We start from the raw sequence: 22,498 nt of genomic DNA, 5'->3' as shown, positions 1-22,498 counted from the left end.
CAAAGGCAAAGATGGGGTGCGCCGCGTTGCCGGATCTGCGGGCGGGCGCCGATGCGATGCAACCGATCATCCAATGCACGGGATATGGTGTAGCGACCGGGTGGAATGGGGCATTCGGGGGCCGGTGTGAGTGAGGTCATCTGAACGCTTCATACAACGGATGTCGCAGGGTTTCTCCCCTTAATGTATACATAAATACATCAATAAGTATGCTTCAAACTGAAAAAAGAACACTAAGGTAGGTTTCAGGTATGCAAAGGGTGGTGCCTGCGTTGGATGCACCCTTGGTCGCATACCGGGCCGAAAATCAAACGGCGCAGGGTCTGTGCCTGTGTTGCAAAGGGTTTCTTAGGGGGCTCGGTGCGTGATGCCATGACAGCCATCAGCGATGTGCCGGTCGTCGTTGGCCAGGGGTCGTGGGGCATTGATGAGGAGCGTATTCCCCGTGTCGGTGTGAACATTCTTGTTGTCGAGGATGGCGCGTTTGTTCCGGCAGAATAACCAGAAAGCCGATCTCAGGCGGGTCTGACCACACTCAAACCCGCCTGAGACAAGGCCCCCACCTTACTTCGCCGGATTGAGGTGGGGGCCGTATGATCCCGACGAAGCCAATGGTCAGATACAGGGGTCACACGGGGGAGCGGCAATGATCGAAAAGATAAAACTCTGAGACGGACGCAGCCGGGCCATCCGGTCAGGCCATGAGGCGCCGGTCAGGAGTGTTGCCGAAACGGGGAGTGGACGCGCAAGATGCTTGCACAGCAGATAATGAATGGCGTGGTGTCAGGGTCGATCTATGCCCTGTTCGGCCTGGGTTTTACGCTGCTTTTCGGGGTTCAGAAACTGCTGAACCTTGCCCATGGCGCGGTCTTCATGGCGGGGGCTTTCATTGCCTATTACTGCGTCATCATAGGCCTGCCGTTCTGGGTGGCCCTGCTGTTCGCGATGCTTGCGACAGGGGTGATCTCGGTCATTGTCGAACTGGTGGCCTTTCGACAAATCCGAAAACAGGTGGACCCTGAATTTCCTGCGATCGTCTCGTCGCTTGGGGTTGATCTTATCCTGATCAATATCGCGCAGAACCTGTCGAATACCCGGGTGTTGAGCATGCCGTTCGGCACCTTTCCGGTTGAATTCTATAATATTTTCGGGCTGCGTATATCGCTGCTGCAAATCGTGATCCTTGTGTTGGTGGCGGCGCTGGTGGCGGCGTTGGTGGCCGCTTTGGTCTATTATCTGCAAAAAACAAGCTTTGGCCGCCAGGTGCGCGCGGTGGCGCAGAATGAACGGGCGGCGGCCCTGCTTGGGGTCAGCTCGGCCAGCGTCTATATGCAGACCTTCTTCATCGCGGGCGCGCTTGCGGGCGTGGCAGGCGTGCTGATCGGGTTGTCGTTCAATTCGATTCATTTTCTGATGGGGGAACCCTATCTGCTTTATGCCTTTGTGGTGGTGGTGATCGGCGGCATCGGTTCGGTTCAGGGGGCGGTGGTTGCGGCGATTTTGCTGGGCGTCACACAGGCGCTGACCAAGGCCTATCTGTCCTCGACCCTGTCTGATGCGATTATCTTCAGCTTACTGTTCGTGGCGTTGCTGCTCTTTCCCAACGGGTTGTTCGGCAAAGCCGTGCTGAGCGCGGGGGGCGATCGGCAATGATGCAGTTCTACTATTCCTATCAGCCGGTTATCGACTTCTTCCTGTTGAGCCTGGGCTTCGCCTATTCACAACAGATCGCCCTGCGGGCCGGGGTCTTTTCCATCGGCACAGCGGCTTTCGCGGCGCTGGGCGGGTATCTGGTTGCAATCCTTGTGACCCGAACCGAAATGCCCATATGGCTTGTCATTCCGGCAGGCGCGGGTATCGGGGCCTTTGGCGGCTATATTCTGTCCATTCCGCTGGCCAGATTGCGCGGCGCCTTTGTGGCGATTGCCACGCTGGCCTTTGTCAAAGTCATCATCGCACTGCTGCTGTATTTTGAAGATTTCACCGGTGGGGGCAGTGGGGATCAGCAGCATCCCGCGCGTCATGAACACATGGTCATTGGCGCTGATGGCTCTGCTGGTCATCTACATCAACTGGTCGGTCGGGCGGTCCACCCTGGGGCGGATTTTTTCGGCCCTGGCGCAGGATGAATCGGTTGCTGCCTCGCTTGGGGTGTCGATCCGCAAATATCATATGATCGCCTTTGTTGTTTCCGGCGCGATTGGCGGTCTCTTCGGCGGCCTTCAAAGCCTGTATGTCTACAATATCGAACCCTCTAATTTCGGCTTTGCCTTTGTGGTCACCGTTTTGACGGTTGTCGTGCTGGGCGGGCGCACAACCCTGCTTGGTCCGATTATGGGGGCCGCGATCATGGCCATTCTGCCGGAAATTGCCCGCCCCCTGGCCGATAACCGGACCATGGTTAACGGGATCATCATGATCCTTGTCATCACCTTCCTGCCCAAGGGGGTCGGCGATGCGATTGTTGACGCGATCAGGCATCGCATGCGGTCGATGCGCCGCCCCCGGCAGACCAGCAAAGAGTGAGGCCGCCGATGCCATCCCTTCGGATTGAGAATATCAGCAAGCATTTCGGCGGCCTGAAGGCGGTTGACGCGTTTTCGATGGTTGTGAAACCGGGAGAGATTACCGGATTGATCGGCCCGAACGGCGCCGGGAAAAGCACCGTGGTCAATATGATCGCCGGAGTGCTCAGCCTGACAGGGGGGATATCAAACTGGGGGACCGGTCAATCGCCCGGGACAAGACCGAACAGGTCGCGCGGGCGGGCATCGCGCGCACATTCCAGAATATTCGTCTGCTGTCGGAAACCACGGTACTCGACAATATCGTGATCGGCTTTCACCGCCATGAAAAGGCCGGCCCGCTGGCGGCCCTTCTGGGCCTGCCAAGCGCCACGCGCGAGTTGCGGGAGCTGCGGGAACGTGCTTGGGACCTGCTGGAACAGTTCAACATGGGCGATTATGCCTCCGTATCGGCGGGCAATCTGGCTTATGGGCACCAGCGACGGGTCGAGATCATGCGCGCCATCGCCAGCGACCCTGCGGTTCTGATGCTGGATGAACCGGTTGCCGGAATGAATGATGTGGAATCCGACGAGTTGGCACAGATATTCCGCGACCTTGCCGGGCGGGGTCTTGGCCTGCTTCTGATTGAACATAATGTCGGCTTCGTGACACGGCTTTGCAAACATATCTATGTTCTGGATGCGGGGCGCCTTCTGGCCTCTGGCCCGCCGGATCAGATCACAAATGATCCACGTGTGATCGAGGCGTATATCGGGGCATCGGCGGCATGATACTGGACATCAAGAACCTGCATGTCGCCTATCAGGGCATCAAGGCGCTGCGCGGGGTCAGCCTGCATGTGGATCAGGGAGAGATGGTGTCGATTATCGGCTCCAACGGGGCGGGAAAATCGACCCTGTTGAACGCCATCAGCCGTGTGATCGCGATGAGCGATGGGCAGATCCTGTTCAAAGGGTCGGAAATTCGCCGTGTTACGGCCCATAAAGTGGCCCGGCAGGGCCTGTTGCAGGTGCCCGAAGGGCGCCAGATTCTCGGGGAAATGACGGTTCTGGAAAACCTGCAGGTGGGGCAGCTGGCCCTTGGCGGGCGGCCCGCGAAATACAGCCTGTCCGATGTCTATGCCCTGTTTCCGGTTCTTCAGGAACGGCATGCGCAACTGGGGGGCACGCTGTCCGGCGGGCAGCAGCAGATGCTGGCCATCGGCCGCGCCATGATGGGGGGGCCGGATCTGCTGCTTCTGGATGAGCCCAGCCTGGGCCTGTCGCCCCTGATGACCGATGAGGTTTTCGCCGCGCTGGAACGGTTGAACCATGATGGCCTGACGGTTCTGCTTGTCGAGCAGAATGCCCATCGCGCGCTGGCCCTGACATCCCGGGCCTATGTGCTGGATCGCGGGCAGGTTGTGCATGATGGCAAAAGCACCGATCTGGCCGGCGATACATCCATTATCGAAAGTTATCTGGGCGTCTGAAACGGCATAAGGCGCCGGGTGGGAGGAAACGCAAATGCTGCAATTCGGGGAATTCGCCGCCGTCACCACAATTGGCGATCTGCTGCTTGGAACGGCGCAGGCGCGGCCGGATGTGGATGCGCTGGTGTTTCCCGATGACCGGCGCAGTTTCAGCGCCCTGGCCGCTGGCGCGATGCGCCGGGCGCGGGGGCTTTATGCGCTTGGGGTGCGCCCGGGCGATCATGTGGGTATTCTTCTGCCAAGCTGCATTCCTTATGCGGAGCTGTTTTTTGCGACAGCGCTACTTGGGGCGATCTCTGTCCCGATCAACGCGCGCTATCGCAGTTCCGAATTGCGCTACATCCTGCGCAATGCGGATCTGAAACTTGTCGTGACCACGGGGCAGGTGGCTGAAAAGGTGAATTTCATCGACCGGTTGACCGAGGCTTTCCCGGACCTTGCCGATCAGCGGCCGGGCGAAAGACTTGCCCTTGCGGATGCCCCGAAACTGAGTGCGGTATTGCTGATATGCGATGCAGAGGCGCCGGGTTTTTTGTCAGCCTCCGCTGTGGATGCGGCTGCGGAAACGGTGGATGACGCGGTGATCCACAGCCTGCGGCGGCGGGTCTGCGTGCGTGAAACCGGGCTGATCCTTTATACATCGGGCACCACCTCGCACCCCAAAGGTTGCATGATCTCGCATGAGGCTCTGGTGCGCACGGGGCAGGGGCTTGCGACGCGGTATCAAATGACCTCTGACGATGTTTTCTGGTCGCCGCTGCCGATGTTTCATATCGGGGCACTGTTCCCGATCTGTGCGTCCTATTCCGTCGGCGCAACCTATGTCTCGATGCCGTATTTCGAGGGCGGCGAAGCATTGCGCCTGATCGAAGAGGAACGGGCGACCATTGGCTACCCGGCTTTTGGAACCTTTATCGCCGACATGATCTATCACCCGGATTTCGAGCAACGCGACCTTTCCGCATTGCGGTTGATGAACAGCAATATGGCGATGCAGCCGCCATCGTTCCGCAAGGCGTTGCAGGAAAAGATGCCCGATTGCATTCAGGTCGGTACATTCGGGATGACGGAAACCTCGGGCACGGTGACCACAAGCATGCCCGGTGACAGCTATACCACCCGGACCGAACGGCTGGGCAAACCCCTTGATGGGCTGGAGGTGCGGATTGTCGATGAAAACGGGCGTGATCTGCCTGCCGGAGAGATCGGCGAAATCCTTGTGCGGGGGTTCAGCATTTTCAGCGCCTATTACAAGGATGCGGATAAAACCGCCGAGGTGCTGCGCGATGGCTGGTTTCATTCCGGCGATCTGGGATCACAGGATGGCGATGGCACATTGCTGTTTCACGGACGCCTGAAAGACATGCTGAAAGTGGGTGGCGAAAACGTTGCCGCGCAGGAGATCGAAAACCTCGTGGGTCAACATGAGGCGGTGAAACTCTGCCAGGTGGTGGGCCGGTCTGATCCCAGACTGGTCGAGGTGCCGGTTGCCGTGGTCGAGCTTGTGCCCGGTGCCAGCGTTCAGGGCGCGGATCTGATCGCTTTCTGCAAAGGCAAAGTCGCCAGTTTCAAAGTGCCGCGCGATGTGCATTTCGTGACGGAATGGCCCATGTCCGCCAGCAAGATCCAGAAATTCAAGCTTCGTGAGATGGTTGAGGGCCGGTAAGGCTCTGCGGGTGGAAAACTCCAGTTTTCCACGTGGAATTCTTGAGAATTCCGGGCGTCGGCTTTGCTGCGAACCCAGCCTGACGCCATTGGGGGAGAACCCGCAGCACACCGCCTATACCGTTTCGGGTGCAACCTGAGACAGATCGCAACGCAAAACGCGTTCGAGACATCGGCGAGAGACCGTTTTTTCGATGCAAGGCTTACCCTACAGCATGCTGCCTTAAACCTGAGACATCGCGCATCACAAATACCCTGGGAACGCGAAGCGTGGCAGGGCATTTGTGAGTCAAGTTTAAGGCAGCGTGCTTTAGGCCTATTCCTCTGGCGCCAGTGTCAGCGTCAGACCATCCAGCGCTTCGGTCACCGGAATCTGGCAGCTGAGGCGGGACCGGGCCTCTTCATAGGCAGGGCTGAATTCCACCAGCTCCGTTTCATCAGGTTCCGCCTCGGGCAGCTTGTCCATCCAGTCGGGGGCGACATGGACATGACAGGTTGCGCAGGCGCACATGCCGCCACAGATCGCCGCGATATCAAGACCGCCCTTGTCGCGCAGGGTTTCCATCAGGCTTGCCCCCTCATTCGCCATGATGTCATGGGTCTGCCCCTGTCGGTCGGTCGCGTGTATCATCGGCATGGGTAAGAGGGTCCTTGTTGGATTGTCGGAGGATGGGCCGGTCTCAGCTTTGGAAATGCCGGGTCCAGCCGGTCCAGCTTTCCAAGCTTTCCGGGTAATCGGCAGGCCGCTGGTCACCATAGGCGCGCTGGCGCAGGGGGCTGCCCATGGCCTCGGCATATTCGCCGACCGGGACATAATAGAGAAAAGCCAGGGTCCGGCTGCGGAATTTCCATGCGCCGCCCTGGCGCAGATAATCATCCGTATAGCGCAGGGACGCGATCAGGGAGACCCCGTTCCGGTGGGATTCCGCATGGCCGAAGACTTCGCCCGTGACATGATCTGCATCGCTGTCATCGAAGCGCAGAATGTGGTCATGGGTCCAGTGTGCCGAAATGCCAAGCACATCGAACCGGCCTTTATACATCTGCATGACCGCATCGACTCCTTCGGCTGTCATGACCCCATCCTGCGATTTCACAACCGCATCGCGGGTGAACAGGCTGCGCAGCATCGGCACATCACGATCATCGCAGGCCTTGCAATAACGCGCGACCAGTTCCGAGATTTCGGCCCGGGCCTCTAACCGGTCAAGCCGTGCCTCAATATCCGGTTCGGACATGGCAGTTCCCCCCATATGGTGATGGTTCTGGTGTATGTGTCAGGTCAGACATGGCGCACAGGGTTGCTTCCATCCCAATCCTGTGCGGCGGATGCGACCATGTCGAAATAGCGCAGCAGGCCGGGGCTGGATTGAACCAGTTCCAGCACAGAGCCGGATTGCATCGGGTCCGTATCAAGATAGGCAAAGGGAATGCCTGCTGCCGTGCACCCGCCTTGCAGAACCTCCACACCCCGCGCAGCCCAATCTGCCAGGTCAGCCTTCAGATCTGTGCTGACCGCGCAGACATGGTGCAGGCCGGGGCCGCGCGTTTCAAGAAAGTCGCTGAAACAGGACCGGTCGCCGCCGGTTTGCTGCAAAAGTTCGATCTGCACCGGCCCGTCCTGGGCCAAAGCCACCCTTTGATCCAGATGGATCTCTGTGCCGCGATACTGCAATTCAGCCATCGGTATGCCATTCACAACGAAAAACGGGCCGACACCAAGCGTTTCGATCCAATGGATCATCGCCCTGTCAAGATCATCGACCACATAACCAAGCTGCATGATCGGCGATGCGAAACGGCTCATGATGCGATCCAGCGGCTCAGATGCCGCATCAGGATTATGCAGCACAGGGGGGTTTACGTATACATTTAGCCTCTGTTAGCATACACGAGAATTTCCAGCAAGCCCGGCAGGCGTCAGATAACGCCATCAAACCGGAAAGAGGATGACATCATGACCGTCTCGGAGCGTGGGGCGATTGAAGCCCGCCAAGCTTATGAATCCTCTCGCAAAGGGCCGCCCGAAGGGTTCCCGCAACTGCCCGATATCCCGGGTGATCGCTATGTCGACCCGGCGTTCAACGCGCTTGAGAAAACCCATATGTGGCACAAGTCCTGGGTCTATGCGATCCATGCCGATCAGGTGCCTGAGCCCGGCAGTTATGTGCAATGGGACAAACTGGGCGAGCCGCTGTTTTTCATCCGGGGGGAGGATGGCGAAGTCCGGTGTTTTTACAACACCTGCCGTCATCGCGGCGCGCCTGTTGTCACCGAGGCCAGCGGCAAATCGCGTGGCGTGACCTGCCAGTATCACGGCTGGACCTATAACACCCGGGGGAGCTGATCAATCTGCGCGACCGCCGCGATTTCGTTGATCTGGATATGTCCTGTCGTGGCCTTATTCAGATCCGGTGCGAGAATATCGGCACGCTTTATTTCGTAAATCTCGACCCTGAGGCAATGCCGTTGCGGGATTATCTGGGGCCGGTGGCGCGCACGCTTGATGATATGTCACCCGATAAGCTGATCCTGGTGGACAGTGCCTCCATCGATGTGGCCTGCAATGTGAAAGTGATGATTGATGCGTTTCTTGAGGTCTATCACCTGAAATCCATCCATCAGAATACGGTTGATAAATTCCTCGATCATCGGGGCTCGGCAATCACGCTCTGGCCCGGTGGCCATTCCCGCATGGTCACGCCTTTCAAGCGCGAGGGCTGGAAAGACCCCGGTGTGAAGGGCCTGCCGATGGTGGAGGGTGTCGACCCCTGGTACGAGGGCACGAACCTGTCGGTCATGGGCTATCCCAATATGGTCAGCCCGGTCTCGCCCCATGGCATTCCGATCCTGCTGTTCTGGCCAAAGACGCTGGATACGATGACGGTTGATGTGCATTGGTTCGGCCCCGATTGGGGCGATGGGCCACGACCGGACCGGTGGGATATGCGGATCGCCAATTTCCATGCCATTCTGGAAGAGGACCTGCAATTCGCCGACAAGATCCAGACCTCCGTGCAATCTGCGGGTCTGCGCGGATTTCCCCTGAATTATCAGGAACGTCGCATCTATCACTGGCATGAAGAGCTTGACCGCCGGATCGGTGCCGCGCGTATTCCGGACGGTCTGGGTGTCAAACAAATCCTGGAGGATTTCATTGACCTTCCCGGTCAGGGCCCTGCGGATGCGCGGGAACGGGGTCGCAGCACCGCAGAATCCGTGTTGTCGTGACAGAGGGGGGGCACGCCGATGGTGCCTATATGCGCCGGGACGGGGCGGTTGCGATCATTGTGCTGGCGCGACCGGAAAGGCGCAATGCGGTGGATGCCGAAACATCCGCCCGGGTTGATGCCCTGATCCGCGCGGCCGAGGCGGATGATGAGATCGGCGCCATCGTTCTGACCGCAGAAGGTGACCGCGCCTTTTGTTCGGGTATGGATTTGAAAGAGGCCGCGCAGATCGGCCCGGGCCATGGGCTGCTTCCGGGTGCGGGGTTTTGCGGCGTTACCGAACGGGCAATTTCAAAACCTCTGATCGCTGCGGTCAACGGGGCCGCAGTTGCAGGCGGGCTTGAGATTTGTCTGGCCTGCGATCTGGTTGTGGCGGCGGATCATGCGATCTTTGGCCTGCCCGAAATCACCCATGGCATGGTGGCCTTCACCGGCGGGGTGCAGCGGCTGGCGCAGACCCTGCCGCGCGCCGCCGCGATGGAGATTATCCTGACCGGGCACCCGATTGATGCACAGCGGATGCAGGCGCTTGGGCTTGTGAACCGCGTGGTTCCGGCCCCAAGTCTTATGGACGAAACCCTGTCCCTGGCCGGTCTGGTTCTGGCCAACCCCCGCTCGGCAGTGACCCGGGCGAAGGCATTGTTCGAGGCCGCGCGTGATCTGCCATTGCCGGATGCCATTGCCGAAGGCCATGCGCGGGCTGATCATCTGATGCGCTCAACCGATAGCCGCGCGGGGATCGCGGCCTATGCGGGGAAACGCAACCAACGCCGGGATTCAGAATGAAAGCGGGGCCGGGATGACCGATAGCGCCAAAGAAAATGAGGTGAAATGGGGTTTCACCGATGCTGAACTGGCGGATCATCCGACAGTCTATCGCCCGGATCTGATGCAGGGAAAACGCGTTGTGGTGACCGGGGGCGGCACCGGTATGGGCCGCGCGATGACCTTTCTGTTTGCCCGTCTTGGGGGCCATGTCACCATCTGTGGCCGTCGTGAGGAGAAGCTGAGAGCGACTGCTGATGCTGTGCACAAATCATGCGGTGCCGAGGTGACAACCCAAGCCCTGTCGATCCGCGAACCCGAAGCGGTTGATGCCTTTCTGGATATGGTCTTTGCCGAGGGCGGGGTGGATACGCTGGTCAATAATGCCGGTGGGCAATTCCCCCAGGATGCCATCGACTTTTCGCGCAAGGGCTGGGCCTCGGTGATTGATCTGAACCTCAATGGCACCTGGTGGATGATGCAGGGCGCCGCGCAGCGCTGGCGCGACAGTCAGACGGGTGGCAATATCATCAATATCGTTGCCCATGTGGGGCGCGGCATGCCGCAGGCGGCCCATACCTGTGCCGCAAGGGCCGGGGTGATCTATCTGTCCAAAACAGTGGCGACGGAATGGGCGCCGCTGAATATTCGCGTGAACTGTGTGGCGCCCGGTGCGATTGCGACCGAGGGCCTGTCTGCCTACCCGGCCGAGGCGACAAAACGGTTTACGGATGTCAATCCGCAGCGCCGTATGGGCGATGTCTGGGATGTGGCCGAAGGGGTGGTGTATCTGGCCGCCGATAGTGCGGGGTTCGTGACCGGCGAGGTGCTGACCATTGATGGCGGCATGCAGATGTGGGGCACGGTATGGCCTGCCGGTGTGCCCGAACATTTCAGCGTTGTCTGAGGTGTAAAGCCTTAATCCCTGGTCCAGGGAAGCTGTGACATGACACTGCGCGTCAATCCGCCATCGACAACAAGTTGATGCCCATGCACATAGCTTGCCGCTTCTGACGCCAGATACATGACAGCGGCGGAAATATCTTCGGGCTGTCCAAGACGCCTGGCCGGTACGGCGCCGCCGCGCCGGGTGCGCGCCGCCTCGTTGTTCTGATAGATCGGGGTTGAAACGCCGCCGTCGATCATGCCGGGCGCGACAGCGTTGACCCGCACGCCCAACGGTCCCCATTCCAGCGCCATCAGCTCTGTCAACGCGGCCAGACCCGCCTTGGCGGCGACATAGGCGTTCACCCCGGGGCTTGAGGCGATGCCAGCGGTCGAGGTGATGTTGATGATATTCCCGGAGCCGTTTGCAATCATCCGCTCGGCACAGGCCCGGGCGACAAGGAACGCTCCGGTCAGGTTGGTGTCGATGACGCTGCGGAAAATCTCTTCGGTGGTTTCCATCAGGGGATGAAACCGCACGATACCTGCATTGTTCACCAGAAGATCGGGGGCTTTACCAAGCGCGTCCAGCGCGGAGTTGATGGCCGACATATCTGCCACATCTCCTTTGAACGCCTGCACCTTGCGGTTGCGGGCCGCCTCGCGGGTGACAAGCGCGTCAGAGGCTACGGCATCGCGATCAAACACCGCGACCTCATAGCCGTGATCCAGTGCCGCCTCGGTGATCGACAGACCCAAACCCTGGGCGCCTCCGGTGATAAATGCAATCTTTGACATGTTGACTCCTACCCTGAAGAAAATAATACATATAACATATCATATGTATACAAAAACTCACGATCCGGGGTGGTTTGGCCTCTGGTCAAAGTGCAAAATACGCAATCACAGATGCGGAATGCAGAGATCTGACGTGGTTCAAACGGCCTTACCCCCAAAAGATACTGCATATGCCGCGTCGCTTGCGGCCGGGTTACAGGCGTCCGGGCTGCGGGCGGGGGAGAGGGGGCTTGCGCTTCTGTCCTCATCCGGTGACATAGATGCGCTTCTGGCCGCATGCCGGATGTTGAATGCGGATGTGATGCTGCTGCCGGCAACCGCCGGGCCTGATGAGATCTCCCAGGCCAGTGCGGCGCTTTTCCCCAAATTTGTGGTTGCGGATGTCAAAGACGGGCCGGTTAAGACCGCCATGACACTGGAGGATCTGAACGCGGCCATGCCCTTGCCGGACAAGATGCAGGCATCGGGCGAAACGACCGCGCAGGTTCTGTTCCCATCAAACCTGCTGGATGAGGTTGCAGCGGTCTTCCCATGTCCGCAATCCATGCTGCTATCCTCGGCAAAAGCCATTGCGGCGCGCCTTGGGATCACGGCGGCGGATCACCTCGCCGTCATGGCCGAGGCTGTGCATCCTGTCTCGGTGCTGATGCATCTGGCGGCAGGTGAGACCGGGGCGGCAATCTCCCGTTGTTCCGGGCGCGTGCCGAAACGGGGCGAGATTGCCGGGATGCCCGCCTCTGCAACGGTGTTGATCGTGCCGGATGTTGAAGGCTTGATGGCTCTTATCCGGGGGCGGGTGGCATATGCGCCGTGTTTGTCCGGTTTGCGGCAGATGGTCGTGCAGGCCCCGGGCCGCATGATCCCCCGGGCGCAGAAAGCCTTCCCCGGGGTTCAAATGCTCAACAGTTGGTCCATTGCTGAAACGGCGGGGCTGGCAAGCCTGTGTGATCCGGCTGATCCGGTTGATACGGCAATACGCACCCATGGGCGGCCTCTGCCGGGGGTTGAGGTGATGATTGTCGATCCTAGGACGGGACTGGACAATCTGCTGTTTGAGCGGGGAGAGATCTGGCTGCGCACCCGCCCCCGGTTTCAGGGCTATATCGGCGCCAAGCGGGGCATCGGTCATATCCACCGGCGCGACGGGTTTCTGCGCACCGGGCTTATGGGCATGCTGGATCAGGAAGGCCGGGTGATTTTATAGTGGTTTGCTTGCGACGCCTGCCGGCTTTTACCGCCTGTCTCTCTTTGTCTTAAATACATCGCTTCATGTGATCTGTTTCAGATAAACCGCAAAATGCTGTAGGCAGCGCTTGGACCGGCCCCTATAACCCGGGCTGTTACGACAAGCGGAGGCGCAGGATGCGCAAGGCGGCCATCAGCCGGAAAACGGCGGAAACGGACATCACCGTTGAGATCAATCTCGACGGGTCAGGGGTTTATGACATTCAGACCGGAGTGGGGTTTTTCGACCACATGCTGGACCAGCTTGCGCGTCATTCCCTGATCGACATGACCATTCGCGCGACCGGCGATCTGCATATCGACGATCATCACAGTGTCGAGGATGTGGGGATTGCTCTGGGTCAGGCATTGACCGCCGCGCTGGCGGATAAGCGTGGCATCCGGCGCTATGGCGCATGCCTGTTGCCGATGGATGACGCATTGGTGCGTGCGGCGCTGGATCTGTCGGGGCGGCCCTATCTGGTCTGGCATCTCGATATGCCCACCGCCAAGATCGGGACCTTTGATACGGAACTGGTGCGCGAATTCTTTCAGGCCTTTTCAACCCATGGCGGGATCACCCTGCATGTGGATGCGCTGCACGGGATCAACAGCCACCATCTGGTTGAGGCCGCATTCAAGGCGGTGGCCCGCGCCCTGCGCGAGGCGGTTGAAACCGATCCGCGCAAGGCGGATGCGGTGCCCTCCACCAAGGGCAGCCTGTGAGCGCATGACCACGGTTCTGATCGACTATGACAGCGGCAATCTGCACTCGGCAGAGAAAGCCTTTCAACGCATGGCGCGGGAAGGCGGCCACGCGCCGGTTATTGTCAGTGACCGGCCCGAAGATGTGGCCATGGCCTCGCGGATCGTTTTGCCCGGCGACGGGGCCTTTCCAGCCTGCCGACGGGGCTTGCAGGCGATTGACGGGCTGGAACAGGCGATTGTCGAAGCCGTCGAGCTCAGGGGTGTCCCGTTTCTGGGCATCTGTGTCGGGATGCAGATGCTGGCCTCCTGGGGGCGGGAATATGAGGATGTGGCGGGGTTTGGCTGGGTGCCGGGGGATGTGGTGAGGATCGCACCCGCCGCGCCTGAAATGAAAGTGCCGCATATGGGCTGGAACGATCTGGTCATTGACCGGGCGCATCCGGTTCTGGACGGGTTGAAGACGGGCGACCATGCCTATTTCGTGCATTCCTACCACATGCAGGTGGCCGGGGCTGATGATCTGCTGGCCCATGTGGATTATGGCGGTCCGGTCACCGCGATTGTGGGGCGCGATAATGTGCTGGGCACGCAGTTTCACCCGGAAAAAAGCCAGCATGCAGGGCTGCGCCTGATTTCGAATTTTCTGGACTGGGCGCCGTGAGACGAGGCAGTTTTTTAATTCAAATCAAACGCAAATCACTTTAAGTTCAAAAGAATACATAACGAATGATGCATCATAAAACGATGATACGCCTCCTTATTTCACTGATTGCACTGGCGTTTCTCACAAGCTGCGTCACAGATAAAACGGGTCCCGATTTCTATCCCGAACATGTCTCCAGCAGCCGTTGTTTTGCCGGAGATCATGAATTCAGCGTCTTTGTCGATGTGCCAAGCCGGTTTGGCGCTGTGCAGGCCCTGACCCAGATGGCACGAACCTCATCAGGACTTGAATCGGTTTGCACACTGACTCTGCCCTCGGCCAGGGGCTGGACAGCGCCCGGAGGCCGGGTTCAGACCAGCTTTGATATCTACGCAGCCGAGGTTTATGATGGAAACGCACAGCTTTGCGTCAGCGCGCGGACCTCTGGTGGCCATATCATCTCATGCGCTTCTCAGTCTCAAGTGCGACGCGCCATTGCTGCGCCGCTTGGCAGCAGCGGCGCGGTCATCAATCTGACCAATTGGCGGGCCTATCCCGGTTAGGGTCAGGACCCTAGCGCTGGACGCTCCGGGCAGAGCCTTCAGTTCACCCGCTGCCAGCGTCCGCCTTCCCGGCAGGCCGCGCCGCCAAGGATGCAGCCTGAGACCACCAGTTCATCGCCATTGAGTTGCAGGCGGGAGCGATAGGTCCGGTCCCGGTCAGGGGAATAGAGACGCCCGCGATATTCGCCGCCACCCTCGGGCAGGGTCTCCCAGATGATCTGCCGTCCGACATGTTCGGATTCCATCGTTGTGCCCGCGCCGTCGAACGCCTCGATCAGCGTCCCGCACAGTGCCGCGCCACATTGTGCCACCCGGATCAGGCCGGTATTGCCGTGGTCATCGGGTGCTGTGCGCCAATCCCCGATCAGATCATCCGCATGGGCCATGCCGGTCAGGGCGATGCTGGCCAGTGCGGCCAAAATCAGGTGTTTCATCTCGCTTTCCTCCGAATTGTGGTGCCATGGTGGGCCAGCCGGGGGCGGTCTGGCAAGCCTGACCTTGGGGAGCGCCCCGCCCGGTGTCTTGGCATTCGCCCGGCTCTGGGCCACAAGAGCCCCCGGATGCTGACGGAAAGGCCTGCGTGATGATCCTCTACCCCGCGATTGACCTGAAAGACGGCCAGGCCGTGCGCCTGCTGAAAGGGGATATGGAGAAAACCACCGTTTTCAACGACAAACCGGCAGATCAGGCCCGCGCCTTTCAGAAGGCAGGCTGCGAATGGCTGCATCTGGTCGATCTGAACGGGGCTTTTGCGGGCCAGCCCGTGAATGGCGCGGCGGTGGAGGCGATACTGGCCGATACGTCCGTGCCCGCGCAGCTTGGCGGGGGTATTCGCGATATGGCCACGATCGAGATGTGGCTGACACGCGGGATTGCGCGGGTCATTCTGGGCACGGTGGCCGTGGAAGACCCCGATCTGGTGCGCGAGGCCGCCCGGGCCTTTCCCGGGCAGGTCGCTGTGGGGCTGGATGCCCGTGAGGGTCGGGTCGCCACACGGGGCTGGGCGGAAGAGACCGATCTGATGGTCACGGATCTGGCAAAAGGCTTTGAAGACGCGGGCGTAGCGGCGATCATCTATACGGATATCAACCGCGACGGGGCGATGCAGGGGCCGAATGTGGCCGCGACCGCCGATCTGGGACGGGCCACCAGTATTCCGGTGATTGCATCGGGCGGGGTCTCCTCCCTTTCGGATCTGATGGCGCTGCGTGACACCGGTGTGATTGCGGGCGCGATTTCGGGCCGGGCGCTTTATGACGGGGCGCTTGATCTGGGCGCGGCCCTTGCGATGCTGGATGCATGATGGCGGGTGTCACCGCCACAACCCTGCCCCCCGACAGTGTGCTGCATACGCGCCGGGTGCCCGGGGATTTCCTTGATTGCTATGTCGTTTCGGCCTGTGCAACCCCGCGTCACGCGGCCAGTATCATCACCCGTTTCCCGGGCTGGGCCCGTGGTCTGTTGCTGATCCGCCGTGTGATGACCGCGCCATTCGGGCTGGATAATGACGGCCCGCCTGCGACCGACCGGGTTGGCATCTTCCCGGTGGAGCGGGAGACCGAACATGAAATCATCGCAGGCTTTGACGATAAGCATCTGAATTTCCGTATCTCGGTTTTGGCGCGGGACGGGCGGATCTATCTGGCAACCTGGGTGGCGCCTCATAATCTGGGCGGGCGGATCTATCTGGCCATGATCATGCCATTCCATATTCTGATCGTGCGCAACGGGTTAAGCCGGGTTGCCCGGGCATCAGAGCCGCGCAGGTAACGGTGCCTCTTTCCTCGCGCAGGGTTTCGGCCTAAACCGCCCCCATGCTGAAAACCCGCATCATTCCCTGTCTTGATGTCGCCGATGGCCGTGTGGTCAAAGGTGTGAACTTTGTCGATCTGGTCGATGCGGGCGATCCGGTGCAATCGGCCCGGGCCTATGATGCGGCGGGGGCGGATGAGCTGTGCTTTCTCGATATCCACGCCACCCATGAAAATCGTGGCACCATGTATGATCTGGCAACCCGCACGGCGGAACAGTGTTTCATGCCGCTGACCATCGGCGGCGGGGTGCGCATGGTCGAAGATGTGCGCGCCCTGCTTCTGGCCGGGGCTGACAAGGTCAGCTTCAATTCCGCCGCGGTGGCCGACCCAGATGTGGTGGCCCGTGCCGCTGACCGGTTCGGGGCGCAATGCATTGTCGTGGCCATCGACGCCAAAACCGTCAGCCCCGGCAAATGGGAAATCTTCACCCATGGCGGGCGCAAACCAACGGGCATTGATGCCGTTGATTTTGCCAGAACCGTCGCGGCCAAAGGCGCAGGTGAGATATTGCTGACCTCGATGGATCGCGATGGCACGCGATCCGGATTCAACCTGCCGCTTACCCGCGCCATTGCCGATGCGGTCCCGGTCCCGGTCATCGCCTCGGGCGGGGTTGGAACGCTGGATCATCTGGTCGAGGGGGTGACCGAAGGCCATGCAAGCGCGGTTCTGGCCGCCTCGATCTTCCATTTTGGTGATTTCACCATTGCCGAGGCCAAGGCCCATATGGCCGAGGCCGGTATTCCCATGAGGATGTCATGACTGTTCTCGACCGCCTGACCGCCACAATCGAGGCCCGCAAGAGCGCCGACCCGGAAACCAGCTGGACCGCGCGGCTGTTGTCGCAGGGTGCTGAGGCCTGTGCGCAGAAATTTGGTGAAGAAGCGCTTGAGGCGATTGTCGAAGCGGTGCGGGGCGATCGGGAGGCCCTGACCCGCGAAGGCGCTGATGTTCTCTACCATTTTCTGGTGATGCTGACAGCGTCAGGCGTGACATTAGAGGAGGTGCTGGCGGAGTTGGAACGGCGCGAAACCCGCTCGGGCATTGAAGAAAAGGCCAGCCGCTAACGTTGAAGGCGGCAATGGCCTGAAGCCTGTTTTCCTCGAGGAAAACATTTGGAAAACTGGAGTTTTCCGGGTGGAATTCTCGAGAATTCCATTCCCCTCGCTTACAGTTTGGAACTGATCAGCCCGGTGGCGAACCCGCCCATTCGAAGCTCCCCGAACAGCCGCTGATATTCAATCTTGGGGCACCGGTTCTGGATCACCTGAAGACCGGCGGCTTCGGCCTGTGCTGCGGCCTCTGCATGGGTCACACCGATCTGCATCCAGATTGTTTTGGGCAACGGATTCATGGCCAGCGCGGTAGCAACGATGTCGGGCACGGCCTCGGGCCTGCGGAAAATGTCGATCACATCCACGGGCTCAGCGATCTGCGATATATCTCCCACCACCTCTGCTCCGAACAATGTCTTGCCCACCTGGCCCGGATTGACCGGGATAATGCGATATCCCTTCAAGGACAGATACCGCGCCACATAATGGCTGGGCCGCACCGGGTTGGGTGACACGCCTACACAGGCAAAACTTTTGCTGTCGGTCAGAATCTGGCGCAACAGTTTATCACTGGGATTTTCGGTCATATTCTTGCTGTAACAGATCAAAAAAGCGCCCGCAGCGAAAAACCACGGGCGTAAGTCACGGAACGAGGGACAGTGATGGGCGGGCGGGGTTCCGAACCGCCGCGCCATGAGTTGTATTTAGGCAACGCTTGCAATGTTTAAAGGCCTGGGCACGGTTTCGTGATCATGGGCGCGCTGCCGGGTTGTGCACCGGGAAGGGGGTCAGCCCAGAATGCCCGGCCAGTTCGCTTCTCCCGCTGCAATGACTGACGGCAGTTCGGCCAGCCATAATTCACGGGCCCGCAGATTGGCGTTCAGATACAGCCGGTCTTCATAGATGCTCCAGGCTTCGGGCATGGTCGGGGCCAGATACCCGCGTGAGGCCGCGAAGGCGCAATAGCCGCCAAAGGCCGGGGCATAGCGTTCAGGCTCTGCCGCAAACAGATCGCGATTGGCGGCGCTGGAAAACTGCCAGCGGGCACCGCGCCAGTCAAAGCTGTGATCGGGGCTGCCGGGAACAGGCCCATGTTCGGTGAAATATGCCACGGCATCGCTGCCGTCGATGGCAACACCACCTTCGGCATAGGTTTCCGGTTCTGCTGCCAGGGCAGGGGAGGTGAAAGCTGCAAGGCCGATCAAGGGTGTTGCGGCAAAAAGACGAAGGGTATTGCGGCGGGTCAGCATGGGTTTTGTCTCCGGTTGGACGATTGATACCTGAACTATGCAAACCTTGCGCCCCGGTAACATCCCTTCTGACGGAGCTTTGATCGCGCGTGTGCGCCCGTGCTCAATCGAAGATATCTTCCACCAGGTCAAATGCCTCCTCAAACGCCTTTTTCCACATCGGTTTGCGGCGTTTCCGCTTGGCATGATGGCGGGGTGGTTTGCGATTTTGCGCCCCGAATGACGCCGGGGCCGGGCGACCGCGTTTGCCCTGTCGCGCCTCTGATTGTTTCAGCGCTTTCATCTTATGTAGCGGCGCCCCGCAGGAGCCGCAGGCAAGTTCATGGCCCTCCCTTGCTGTCAGCCGCAACACCGTGCGGGTGCTGCAATAACAGCAAGTGGCAATCTTGGGTCCATTGGGCATGGCGGCCTATCCTTTCGCCACCGCATACAGAGAGACGGCGGCCGCATTGGAAACATTCAGAGAGCCGAATGCCCCCGCCGCCGGAATGCGCACCAGATGATCGCAGAGGCTTTTGGTCCGCTCGCGCAGGCCCGGCCCCTCGGCCCCCAGAACCAGCGCCACGGGCCGGTCACCCAGATCTGCCACCGCGTCTGCGATCTCAATCTCGCCTGTACCGTCCAGACCCAGCAGGACATATCCCAGTGTCTTCAGCTCCTGCATCGTGTCGCCCAGGTTCTTGACCCGCAGATAAGGCTGGCGTTCCAGCGCGCCCGAGGCGGTTTTCGCCAGCGCCCCGGTTTCAGGTGCGGAATGGCGCGCGGGCGCAATCACTGCGCGGGCACCGAACACCTCGGCCGAACGCAGGATCGCCCCCACATTATGCGGGTCCGTCACCCGATCGAGCAGCAGCAACCGCGCTGCCCCTGTGCCGGCCACGGCGATATCAGCCAGCGGCCCCCAATCCAGCGCTTTCACTTCCAGCGCTGCACCCTGATGCACCGACCCCGGGTCAAGCGGCACCGGAAATTTGCGCGGATCGGCCATTTCCGGCTCCAGCCCGCCTTGTGCAATCGCTTCACTCAGCTTGTCGGCAGCATTCTTCGTCAGAACCAGCCGTTGTTTTATGCGGCTTGGGTTCACCAATGCATCGCGCACCGCATGCAGCCCGAACAGCCAGACGGTTTCCGCCGCCGCAGCACGGCGCGCCCGCTCCTTGTCGATCACCCACGCTGGTTTTTTCATGGCAGAAAGGCTCCGATCCCGGTTCGCCCCAGCCCCTATCGCCCCAGAGCCCCGATGCCAAGCACCCAGCCCCCTCCGGGGCACGGGCTTTTTGCAGTTGACGCCTGCCAGACCCGCAGCTATCCCACGGCCCACGCCGGGCAATGTTCCGGCCAGTGGGCGACAGGCCGCAAGGTGTGGCAGGGGACTGTAACTCCCTCGCGGAGACGCACGCCTGGTTCGATTCCAGGGTCGCCCACCATTCTCCTCCAAACCAATGACAGAGCTACCCCCCTAAAATTGGACACTGACGTAAGCTGCGATTTTATAGCGGTTTGCGTGTGATCTTTATCGAAAACCGCTGCCTCTCCCCTTCGGCTCGAACGCGGTTTTCGATGGATCAGCTAAATGCAGACGCTGCCTATAGAGCATCGTCCATGTAATCTGCACCGCATATACATTGCGCAGAGGGCCGCGCCCGTACCGAGGGGAGGGCGAGAAGCGCCCGCCCCGTGGGGGCGGTTCGGGCGCTGCCCGGCGGTGCCGCCGGGCGGGAGCATGGTGCGGGGTGGTGAAGGATTTCAGGCCGAAGCTATAGCGTTTCGAGTTAAACATGAATCACTTATTCGCTGCCTCTCCCTCCGGTCGAACGCGAAACGTGATGACGTATGTCTCAGGTTAAACTCGAAACGCTGTAAGACCAATCAGTTTGGGCAATGCGCCGCGCGCAAGGCGTCGAGGGCTGCTTGTGTCGTCGGAAGGGTAACCCCGGGTCCGAGGTCTTCCATGAGTGCGGCAAGCGTCAACGGCCCCAGCAGGCCGTCGACAGGTCCAGGATCAAGTCCGATCTGAAGCAATATGGTCTGGGCCTGTCGCACCTGCTCGTTTTCGTCGGTGGGGACCGGCTCGGCGCAAGCCGGGACCGGACCCTCTGCGAACGGTGTGTCCGCATCGGAAAGGGCGCCCCCAGCCCCGTCAATGCCGGTGGCGCCGTCGGTGACATCTGATGCGGTGATCTGTGTGCCGGTCATGCAAATGGCCAGCGCATCTGCAAGCCGATGTCCTCTTTCGGGGGCCGTGCCGATCTCCTCCTGCCGACAGCCGGTGTCAGCCGCGTCACAGAATATCTCGATACGCCAGCCTGGCCTGATAAGATCGTCGGCGATCATGCCGGTCCGGTTGGCAAAAACCCGATAGACAACATCATTGACGCGCCCTTCCTGCCAGAGACCCGCAGAATGCGCCGAGGCGACATCCACGATGCGGCGGTCCACATCCACGGCGCCGGGCAGCGGAATGTTGAAGCCAGCGCCGACACAGGGCGCATCGGCCAGAACAGGGCCGGACCACGCAAAGGCGAACAAAATACCGCCCCATCGGATCGCGCGCCTGAGCCTCATGGTGCACGCATGAGAGGGCCGCTGGTTCTGAACGAGAGAGCCGCGAGGATCACCGCATTGGTATTGGCCGTGATCGAGTCATTAATGGTGCCACCCTGTTCATAGATACCCTCGGCCCAGCCTTGTTCCGGATCGCCTAAAACAGAAATGGCCTCAACCAGTTGCGCAGTGTATTCGGTTCCGAACAACGCATCCCAGCCGAAGGACGCTTTGGTGCTGATGGTGCGGCGGCTGTCGAGACGTTCGGCCTGAAAGCTGAGCACAGCCCATTCAGACCCACCGCCCCAGACCGAGGAATACGCGAAATAAGGCGGCTGGTTCAGGTGCCCCTCGCTGACGGCGGTCAATTGGCCGGTCCGCTCGAAACGTGCCTCCTGCGCGCCGTAGATTGTGCTGGCAAACCGCCAGGATCGCGCGTCAAATCCAAATTCAAGCCCGTCGAAAAGGTAGGGTTCGCTGACGACAAAGGCCGGTGTTGCGCCCCGGAACATGCGGCTATCCACCGGAATTGGCAGGCCTTCAACCTCGCGGATCATCACATTGTCTTCGATATTATAGGCGCGATACACGTCAAAACCGAACATCATCATCGCCCTTGCGGCATATTGTTCATAGCCGACCCGACCCTCCTGGTTCAGGCGTGTCTCACCATCGACGACATTGGTGCCGATCAACTCGCCATCATTGACCATCTGGTCAAGTTGCCAGATTTGCATCAACGCCTCCACTTCGGGAGCCAGTTCAGGATGATTGCGTTCCACAAGGGCAAAGCTTGCAATGATGCGCGCGACATCAAGCGCGGACCATCCAAGCCCCCGCTCGGAGGGTTGGTTGGAATAGTCGACAAGTTCCAGGGTTGCGGTGTGATACGCCTTGTTCGGCAACACCCCCTCAAAAAGCCGAAGCTGTGCAAGCGACGTCAGCACAGCCTCGATCCGATCCGTGCCCTCCTGCGCCTCGATAAGCCCCAGACGCTCGGCGGATAAGATCGCGACCAGGTAGGAGCCGGTCTCCCACATGGTGGTCGAGGGGTAGTTGTTCACGGAATTTACAAGACCGGTGTCGGGGTTCGTATTGTTGACAAAATAGGTCCACGCGATGTCTGCGTATTCAAGCTCCTGCGCGGTGGAGGGGCGCGGTTGGGTCAGTGGCAATGGTGTAAGATTTGCGAAAGCATCCATGGTTCCCGCCCCGGTGGCGACCTGTTCGCTCCCGGATGTTGTATCGACGATTGCGTCATTATCCAGCGTGTCGAGCCATCGCACTAGGAAGAAACCCGCAATAAGCGCCAGAAGAAAGATGATATGCCCGCGTGCGCGCACCAAATTCTGCAT

General features: G+C 60.1%; 30 protein-coding genes, 1 tRNA gene and 1 pseudogene. 21 read left to right on the top strand and 11 right to left on the bottom strand.

The window, feature by feature from the left end:
- Positions 1-372 precede the first annotated feature (372 nt).
- The 8 genes and pseudogenes from E2K80_RS19805 to E2K80_RS11415 all read left to right on the top strand — a co-directional run bounded on the left by E2K80_RS19805 (position 373) and on the right by E2K80_RS11415 (position 5,665).
- Positions 373-501, top strand: coding sequence for a hypothetical protein (locus E2K80_RS19805; RefSeq protein WP_274379214.1), 129 nt, complete (start codon positions 373-375; stop codon positions 499-501).
- Between the two features lie 267 nt (positions 502-768).
- Positions 769-1,653 (top strand): branched-chain amino acid ABC transporter permease, encoded by an 885-nt coding sequence (locus E2K80_RS11440; protein WP_238475506.1) that lies wholly within the window; start codon positions 769-771, stop codon positions 1,651-1,653.
- Entirely contained in the window at positions 1,653-2,129 is a 477-nt protein-coding gene (locus E2K80_RS19960; protein WP_168193169.1) for an ABC transporter permease subunit, read from the top strand. The genes E2K80_RS11440 and E2K80_RS19960 overlap by 1 nt, the downstream gene beginning before the upstream one ends.
- Positions 2,047-2,526, top strand: coding sequence for a branched-chain amino acid ABC transporter permease (locus tag E2K80_RS19955; RefSeq protein WP_338014600.1), 480 nt, complete (start codon positions 2,047-2,049; stop codon positions 2,524-2,526). The genes E2K80_RS19960 and E2K80_RS19955 overlap by 83 nt, the downstream gene beginning before the upstream one ends.
- Before the next feature lie 8 nt (positions 2,527-2,534).
- Positions 2,535-3,013, top strand: a pseudogene (locus tag E2K80_RS20085) (ABC transporter ATP-binding protein); the annotation flags it as partial.
- Positions 3,014-3,019: 6 nt separating this feature from the next.
- Complete coding sequence (locus E2K80_RS20080) at positions 3,020-3,298, top strand: hypothetical protein (RefSeq protein WP_443216554.1); 279 nt, start codon at positions 3,020-3,022, stop codon at positions 3,296-3,298.
- Positions 3,295-3,999, top strand: coding sequence for an ABC transporter ATP-binding protein (locus tag E2K80_RS11420; RefSeq protein WP_135375121.1), 705 nt, complete (start codon positions 3,295-3,297; stop codon positions 3,997-3,999). The genes E2K80_RS20080 and E2K80_RS11420 overlap by 4 nt, the downstream gene beginning before the upstream one ends.
- Before the next feature lie 34 nt (positions 4,000-4,033).
- On the top strand, positions 4,034-5,665 hold the full coding sequence (locus E2K80_RS11415) for a class I adenylate-forming enzyme family protein (RefSeq protein WP_135375120.1): 1,632 nt from the start codon (positions 4,034-4,036) through the stop codon (positions 5,663-5,665).
- Between the two features lie 315 nt (positions 5,666-5,980).
- On the opposite strand, the gene E2K80_RS11410 is transcribed toward E2K80_RS11415, so the two are convergent.
- From E2K80_RS11410 to E2K80_RS11400, 3 genes are read right to left on the bottom strand one after another with little or no spacing between them, the layout of a single operon-like run.
- Entirely contained in the window at positions 5,981-6,301 is a 321-nt protein-coding gene (locus tag E2K80_RS11410; protein WP_135375119.1) for a 2Fe-2S iron-sulfur cluster-binding protein, read from the bottom strand.
- Between the two features lie 43 nt (positions 6,302-6,344).
- On the bottom strand, positions 6,345-6,902 hold the full coding sequence (locus E2K80_RS11405; protein ID WP_135375118.1) for a nuclear transport factor 2 family protein: 558 nt from the start codon (positions 6,900-6,902) through the stop codon (positions 6,345-6,347).
- A 44-nt stretch (positions 6,903-6,946) separates the two neighbouring features.
- Positions 6,947-7,471, bottom strand: a complete 525-nt coding sequence (locus tag E2K80_RS11400; protein ID WP_135375117.1) for a VOC family protein — start codon at positions 7,469-7,471, stop codon at positions 6,947-6,949.
- A gap of 150 nt (positions 7,472-7,621) precedes the next feature.
- Between E2K80_RS11400 and E2K80_RS19300 the strand changes: the two genes are divergently transcribed.
- The 4 genes from E2K80_RS19300 to E2K80_RS11385 are packed head-to-tail and all read left to right on the top strand — an operon-like array spanning position 7,622 to position 10,566.
- On the top strand, positions 7,622-8,011 hold the full coding sequence (locus tag E2K80_RS19300) for an aromatic ring-hydroxylating oxygenase subunit alpha (protein WP_210405372.1): 390 nt from the start codon (positions 7,622-7,624) through the stop codon (positions 8,009-8,011).
- 38 nt (positions 8,012-8,049) lie between these two features.
- Complete coding sequence (locus tag E2K80_RS11395) at positions 8,050-8,895, top strand: RHO alpha subunit C-terminal catalytic domain-containing protein (RefSeq protein ID WP_210405371.1); 846 nt, start codon at positions 8,050-8,052, stop codon at positions 8,893-8,895.
- Positions 8,892-9,680, top strand: coding sequence for an enoyl-CoA hydratase/isomerase family protein (locus E2K80_RS11390; protein WP_238475505.1), 789 nt, complete (start codon positions 8,892-8,894; stop codon positions 9,678-9,680). The genes E2K80_RS11395 and E2K80_RS11390 overlap by 4 nt, the downstream gene beginning before the upstream one ends.
- A 13-nt stretch (positions 9,681-9,693) precedes the next feature.
- A complete protein-coding gene (locus tag E2K80_RS11385) occupies positions 9,694-10,566 on the top strand; it encodes an SDR family oxidoreductase (protein WP_135375116.1) in 873 nt (290 codons plus the stop codon).
- Positions 10,567-10,577: 11 nt separating this feature from the next.
- Here the strand turns inward: E2K80_RS11385 and E2K80_RS11380 are convergent, their stop codons facing one another.
- Positions 10,578-11,342: an SDR family NAD(P)-dependent oxidoreductase gene (locus tag E2K80_RS11380; protein WP_135375115.1), complete on the bottom strand. Its 765-nt coding sequence runs from the start codon at positions 11,340-11,342 to the stop codon at positions 10,578-10,580.
- A gap of 118 nt (positions 11,343-11,460) precedes the next feature.
- Here E2K80_RS11380 and E2K80_RS11375 point away from each other — a divergent pair, with 118 nt between their 5' ends.
- From E2K80_RS11375 to E2K80_RS11360, 4 genes are all read left to right on the top strand, one after another.
- Positions 11,461-12,546, top strand: coding sequence for an AMP-binding protein (locus E2K80_RS11375; RefSeq protein ID WP_168193168.1), 1,086 nt, complete (start codon positions 11,461-11,463; stop codon positions 12,544-12,546).
- Positions 12,547-12,704: 158 nt separating this feature from the next.
- Positions 12,705-13,292, top strand: a complete 588-nt coding sequence (gene hisB, locus E2K80_RS11370) for an imidazoleglycerol-phosphate dehydratase HisB (RefSeq protein ID WP_135375113.1) — start codon at positions 12,705-12,707, stop codon at positions 13,290-13,292.
- Positions 13,293-13,296: 4 nt separating this feature from the next.
- The gene (gene hisH / locus E2K80_RS11365; protein ID WP_135375112.1) at positions 13,297-13,935 is read left to right on the top strand and encodes an imidazole glycerol phosphate synthase subunit HisH; all 639 of its coding nucleotides are present in this window, start codon (positions 13,297-13,299) and stop codon (positions 13,933-13,935) included.
- A gap of 83 nt (positions 13,936-14,018) precedes the next feature.
- Positions 14,019-14,480: a hypothetical protein gene (locus E2K80_RS11360; RefSeq protein ID WP_135375111.1), complete on the top strand. Its 462-nt coding sequence runs from the start codon at positions 14,019-14,021 to the stop codon at positions 14,478-14,480.
- 38 nt (positions 14,481-14,518) lie between these two features.
- On the opposite strand, the gene E2K80_RS11355 is transcribed toward E2K80_RS11360, so the two are convergent.
- Positions 14,519-14,914 carry a DUF2147 domain-containing protein gene (locus E2K80_RS11355; protein ID WP_135375110.1) on the bottom strand — a complete coding sequence of 132 codons (396 nt, stop codon included), beginning with the start codon at positions 14,912-14,914 and terminating at the stop codon, positions 14,519-14,521.
- Positions 14,915-15,063: 149 nt separating this feature from the next.
- On the opposite strand from E2K80_RS11355, the gene hisA reads away from it, so the two are divergent.
- The 4 genes from hisA to E2K80_RS11335 are packed head-to-tail and all read left to right on the top strand — an operon-like array spanning position 15,064 to position 17,361.
- The gene (gene hisA, locus E2K80_RS11350) at positions 15,064-15,783 is read left to right on the top strand and encodes a 1-(5-phosphoribosyl)-5-[(5-phosphoribosylamino)methylideneamino]imidazole-4-carboxamide isomerase (RefSeq protein WP_135375109.1); all 720 of its coding nucleotides are present in this window, start codon (positions 15,064-15,066) and stop codon (positions 15,781-15,783) included.
- A complete protein-coding gene (locus tag E2K80_RS11345; RefSeq protein WP_238475504.1) occupies positions 15,780-16,250 on the top strand; it encodes a DUF2867 domain-containing protein in 471 nt (156 codons plus the stop codon). Before hisA ends, E2K80_RS11345 begins: the two co-directional genes overlap by 4 nt.
- A 44-nt stretch (positions 16,251-16,294) precedes the next feature.
- Positions 16,295-17,056 carry an imidazole glycerol phosphate synthase subunit HisF gene (gene hisF / locus E2K80_RS11340; protein ID WP_135375108.1) on the top strand — a complete coding sequence of 254 codons (762 nt, stop codon included), beginning with the start codon at positions 16,295-16,297 and terminating at the stop codon, positions 17,054-17,056.
- The gene (locus E2K80_RS11335; RefSeq protein WP_135375107.1) at positions 17,053-17,361 is read left to right on the top strand and encodes a phosphoribosyl-ATP diphosphatase; all 309 of its coding nucleotides are present in this window, start codon (positions 17,053-17,055) and stop codon (positions 17,359-17,361) included. The genes hisF and E2K80_RS11335 overlap by 4 nt, the downstream gene beginning before the upstream one ends.
- A 101-nt stretch (positions 17,362-17,462) precedes the next feature.
- On the opposite strand, the gene E2K80_RS11330 is transcribed toward E2K80_RS11335, so the two are convergent.
- The 4 genes from E2K80_RS11330 to rlmB all read right to left on the bottom strand — a co-directional run bounded on the left by E2K80_RS11330 (position 17,463) and on the right by rlmB (position 19,785).
- The gene (locus tag E2K80_RS11330; protein WP_135375106.1) at positions 17,463-17,936 is read right to left on the bottom strand and encodes a CoA-binding protein; all 474 of its coding nucleotides are present in this window, start codon (positions 17,934-17,936) and stop codon (positions 17,463-17,465) included.
- 201 nt (positions 17,937-18,137) lie between these two features.
- Positions 18,138-18,599: a YHS domain-containing (seleno)protein gene (locus tag E2K80_RS11325; RefSeq protein WP_135375105.1), complete on the bottom strand. Its 462-nt coding sequence runs from the start codon at positions 18,597-18,599 to the stop codon at positions 18,138-18,140.
- 103 nt (positions 18,600-18,702) lie between these two features.
- A complete protein-coding gene (locus E2K80_RS11320) occupies positions 18,703-19,002 on the bottom strand; it encodes a hypothetical protein (RefSeq protein ID WP_135375104.1) in 300 nt (99 codons plus the stop codon).
- A 6-nt stretch (positions 19,003-19,008) separates the two neighbouring features.
- A complete protein-coding gene (rlmB, locus tag E2K80_RS11315; protein WP_135375103.1) occupies positions 19,009-19,785 on the bottom strand; it encodes a 23S rRNA (guanosine(2251)-2'-O)-methyltransferase RlmB in 777 nt (258 codons plus the stop codon).
- Between the two features lie 157 nt (positions 19,786-19,942).
- On the opposite strand from rlmB, the gene E2K80_RS18980 reads away from it, so the two are divergent.
- Positions 19,943-20,026: transfer RNA gene (locus E2K80_RS18980), tRNA-Tyr, on the top strand.
- A gap of 442 nt (positions 20,027-20,468) precedes the next feature.
- Here the strand turns inward: E2K80_RS18980 and E2K80_RS11310 are convergent.
- Positions 20,469-21,164: a peptidoglycan-binding domain-containing protein gene (locus E2K80_RS11310; RefSeq protein ID WP_135375102.1), complete on the bottom strand. Its 696-nt coding sequence runs from the start codon at positions 21,162-21,164 to the stop codon at positions 20,469-20,471.
- Positions 21,161-22,498 carry a DUF3131 domain-containing protein gene (locus tag E2K80_RS11305; RefSeq protein ID WP_238475503.1) on the bottom strand — a complete coding sequence of 446 codons (1,338 nt, stop codon included), beginning with the start codon at positions 22,496-22,498 and terminating at the stop codon, positions 21,161-21,163. The genes E2K80_RS11310 and E2K80_RS11305 overlap by 4 nt, the downstream gene beginning before the upstream one ends.

This window comes from Rhodophyticola sp. CCM32, assembly GCF_004751985.1.
Classification (GTDB): Bacteria; Pseudomonadota; Alphaproteobacteria; order Rhodobacterales; family Rhodobacteraceae; genus Rhodophyticola.
Note: the sequence above shows the minus strand (reverse complement) of the source record. Positions and strands in the feature narration are given on the sequence as shown.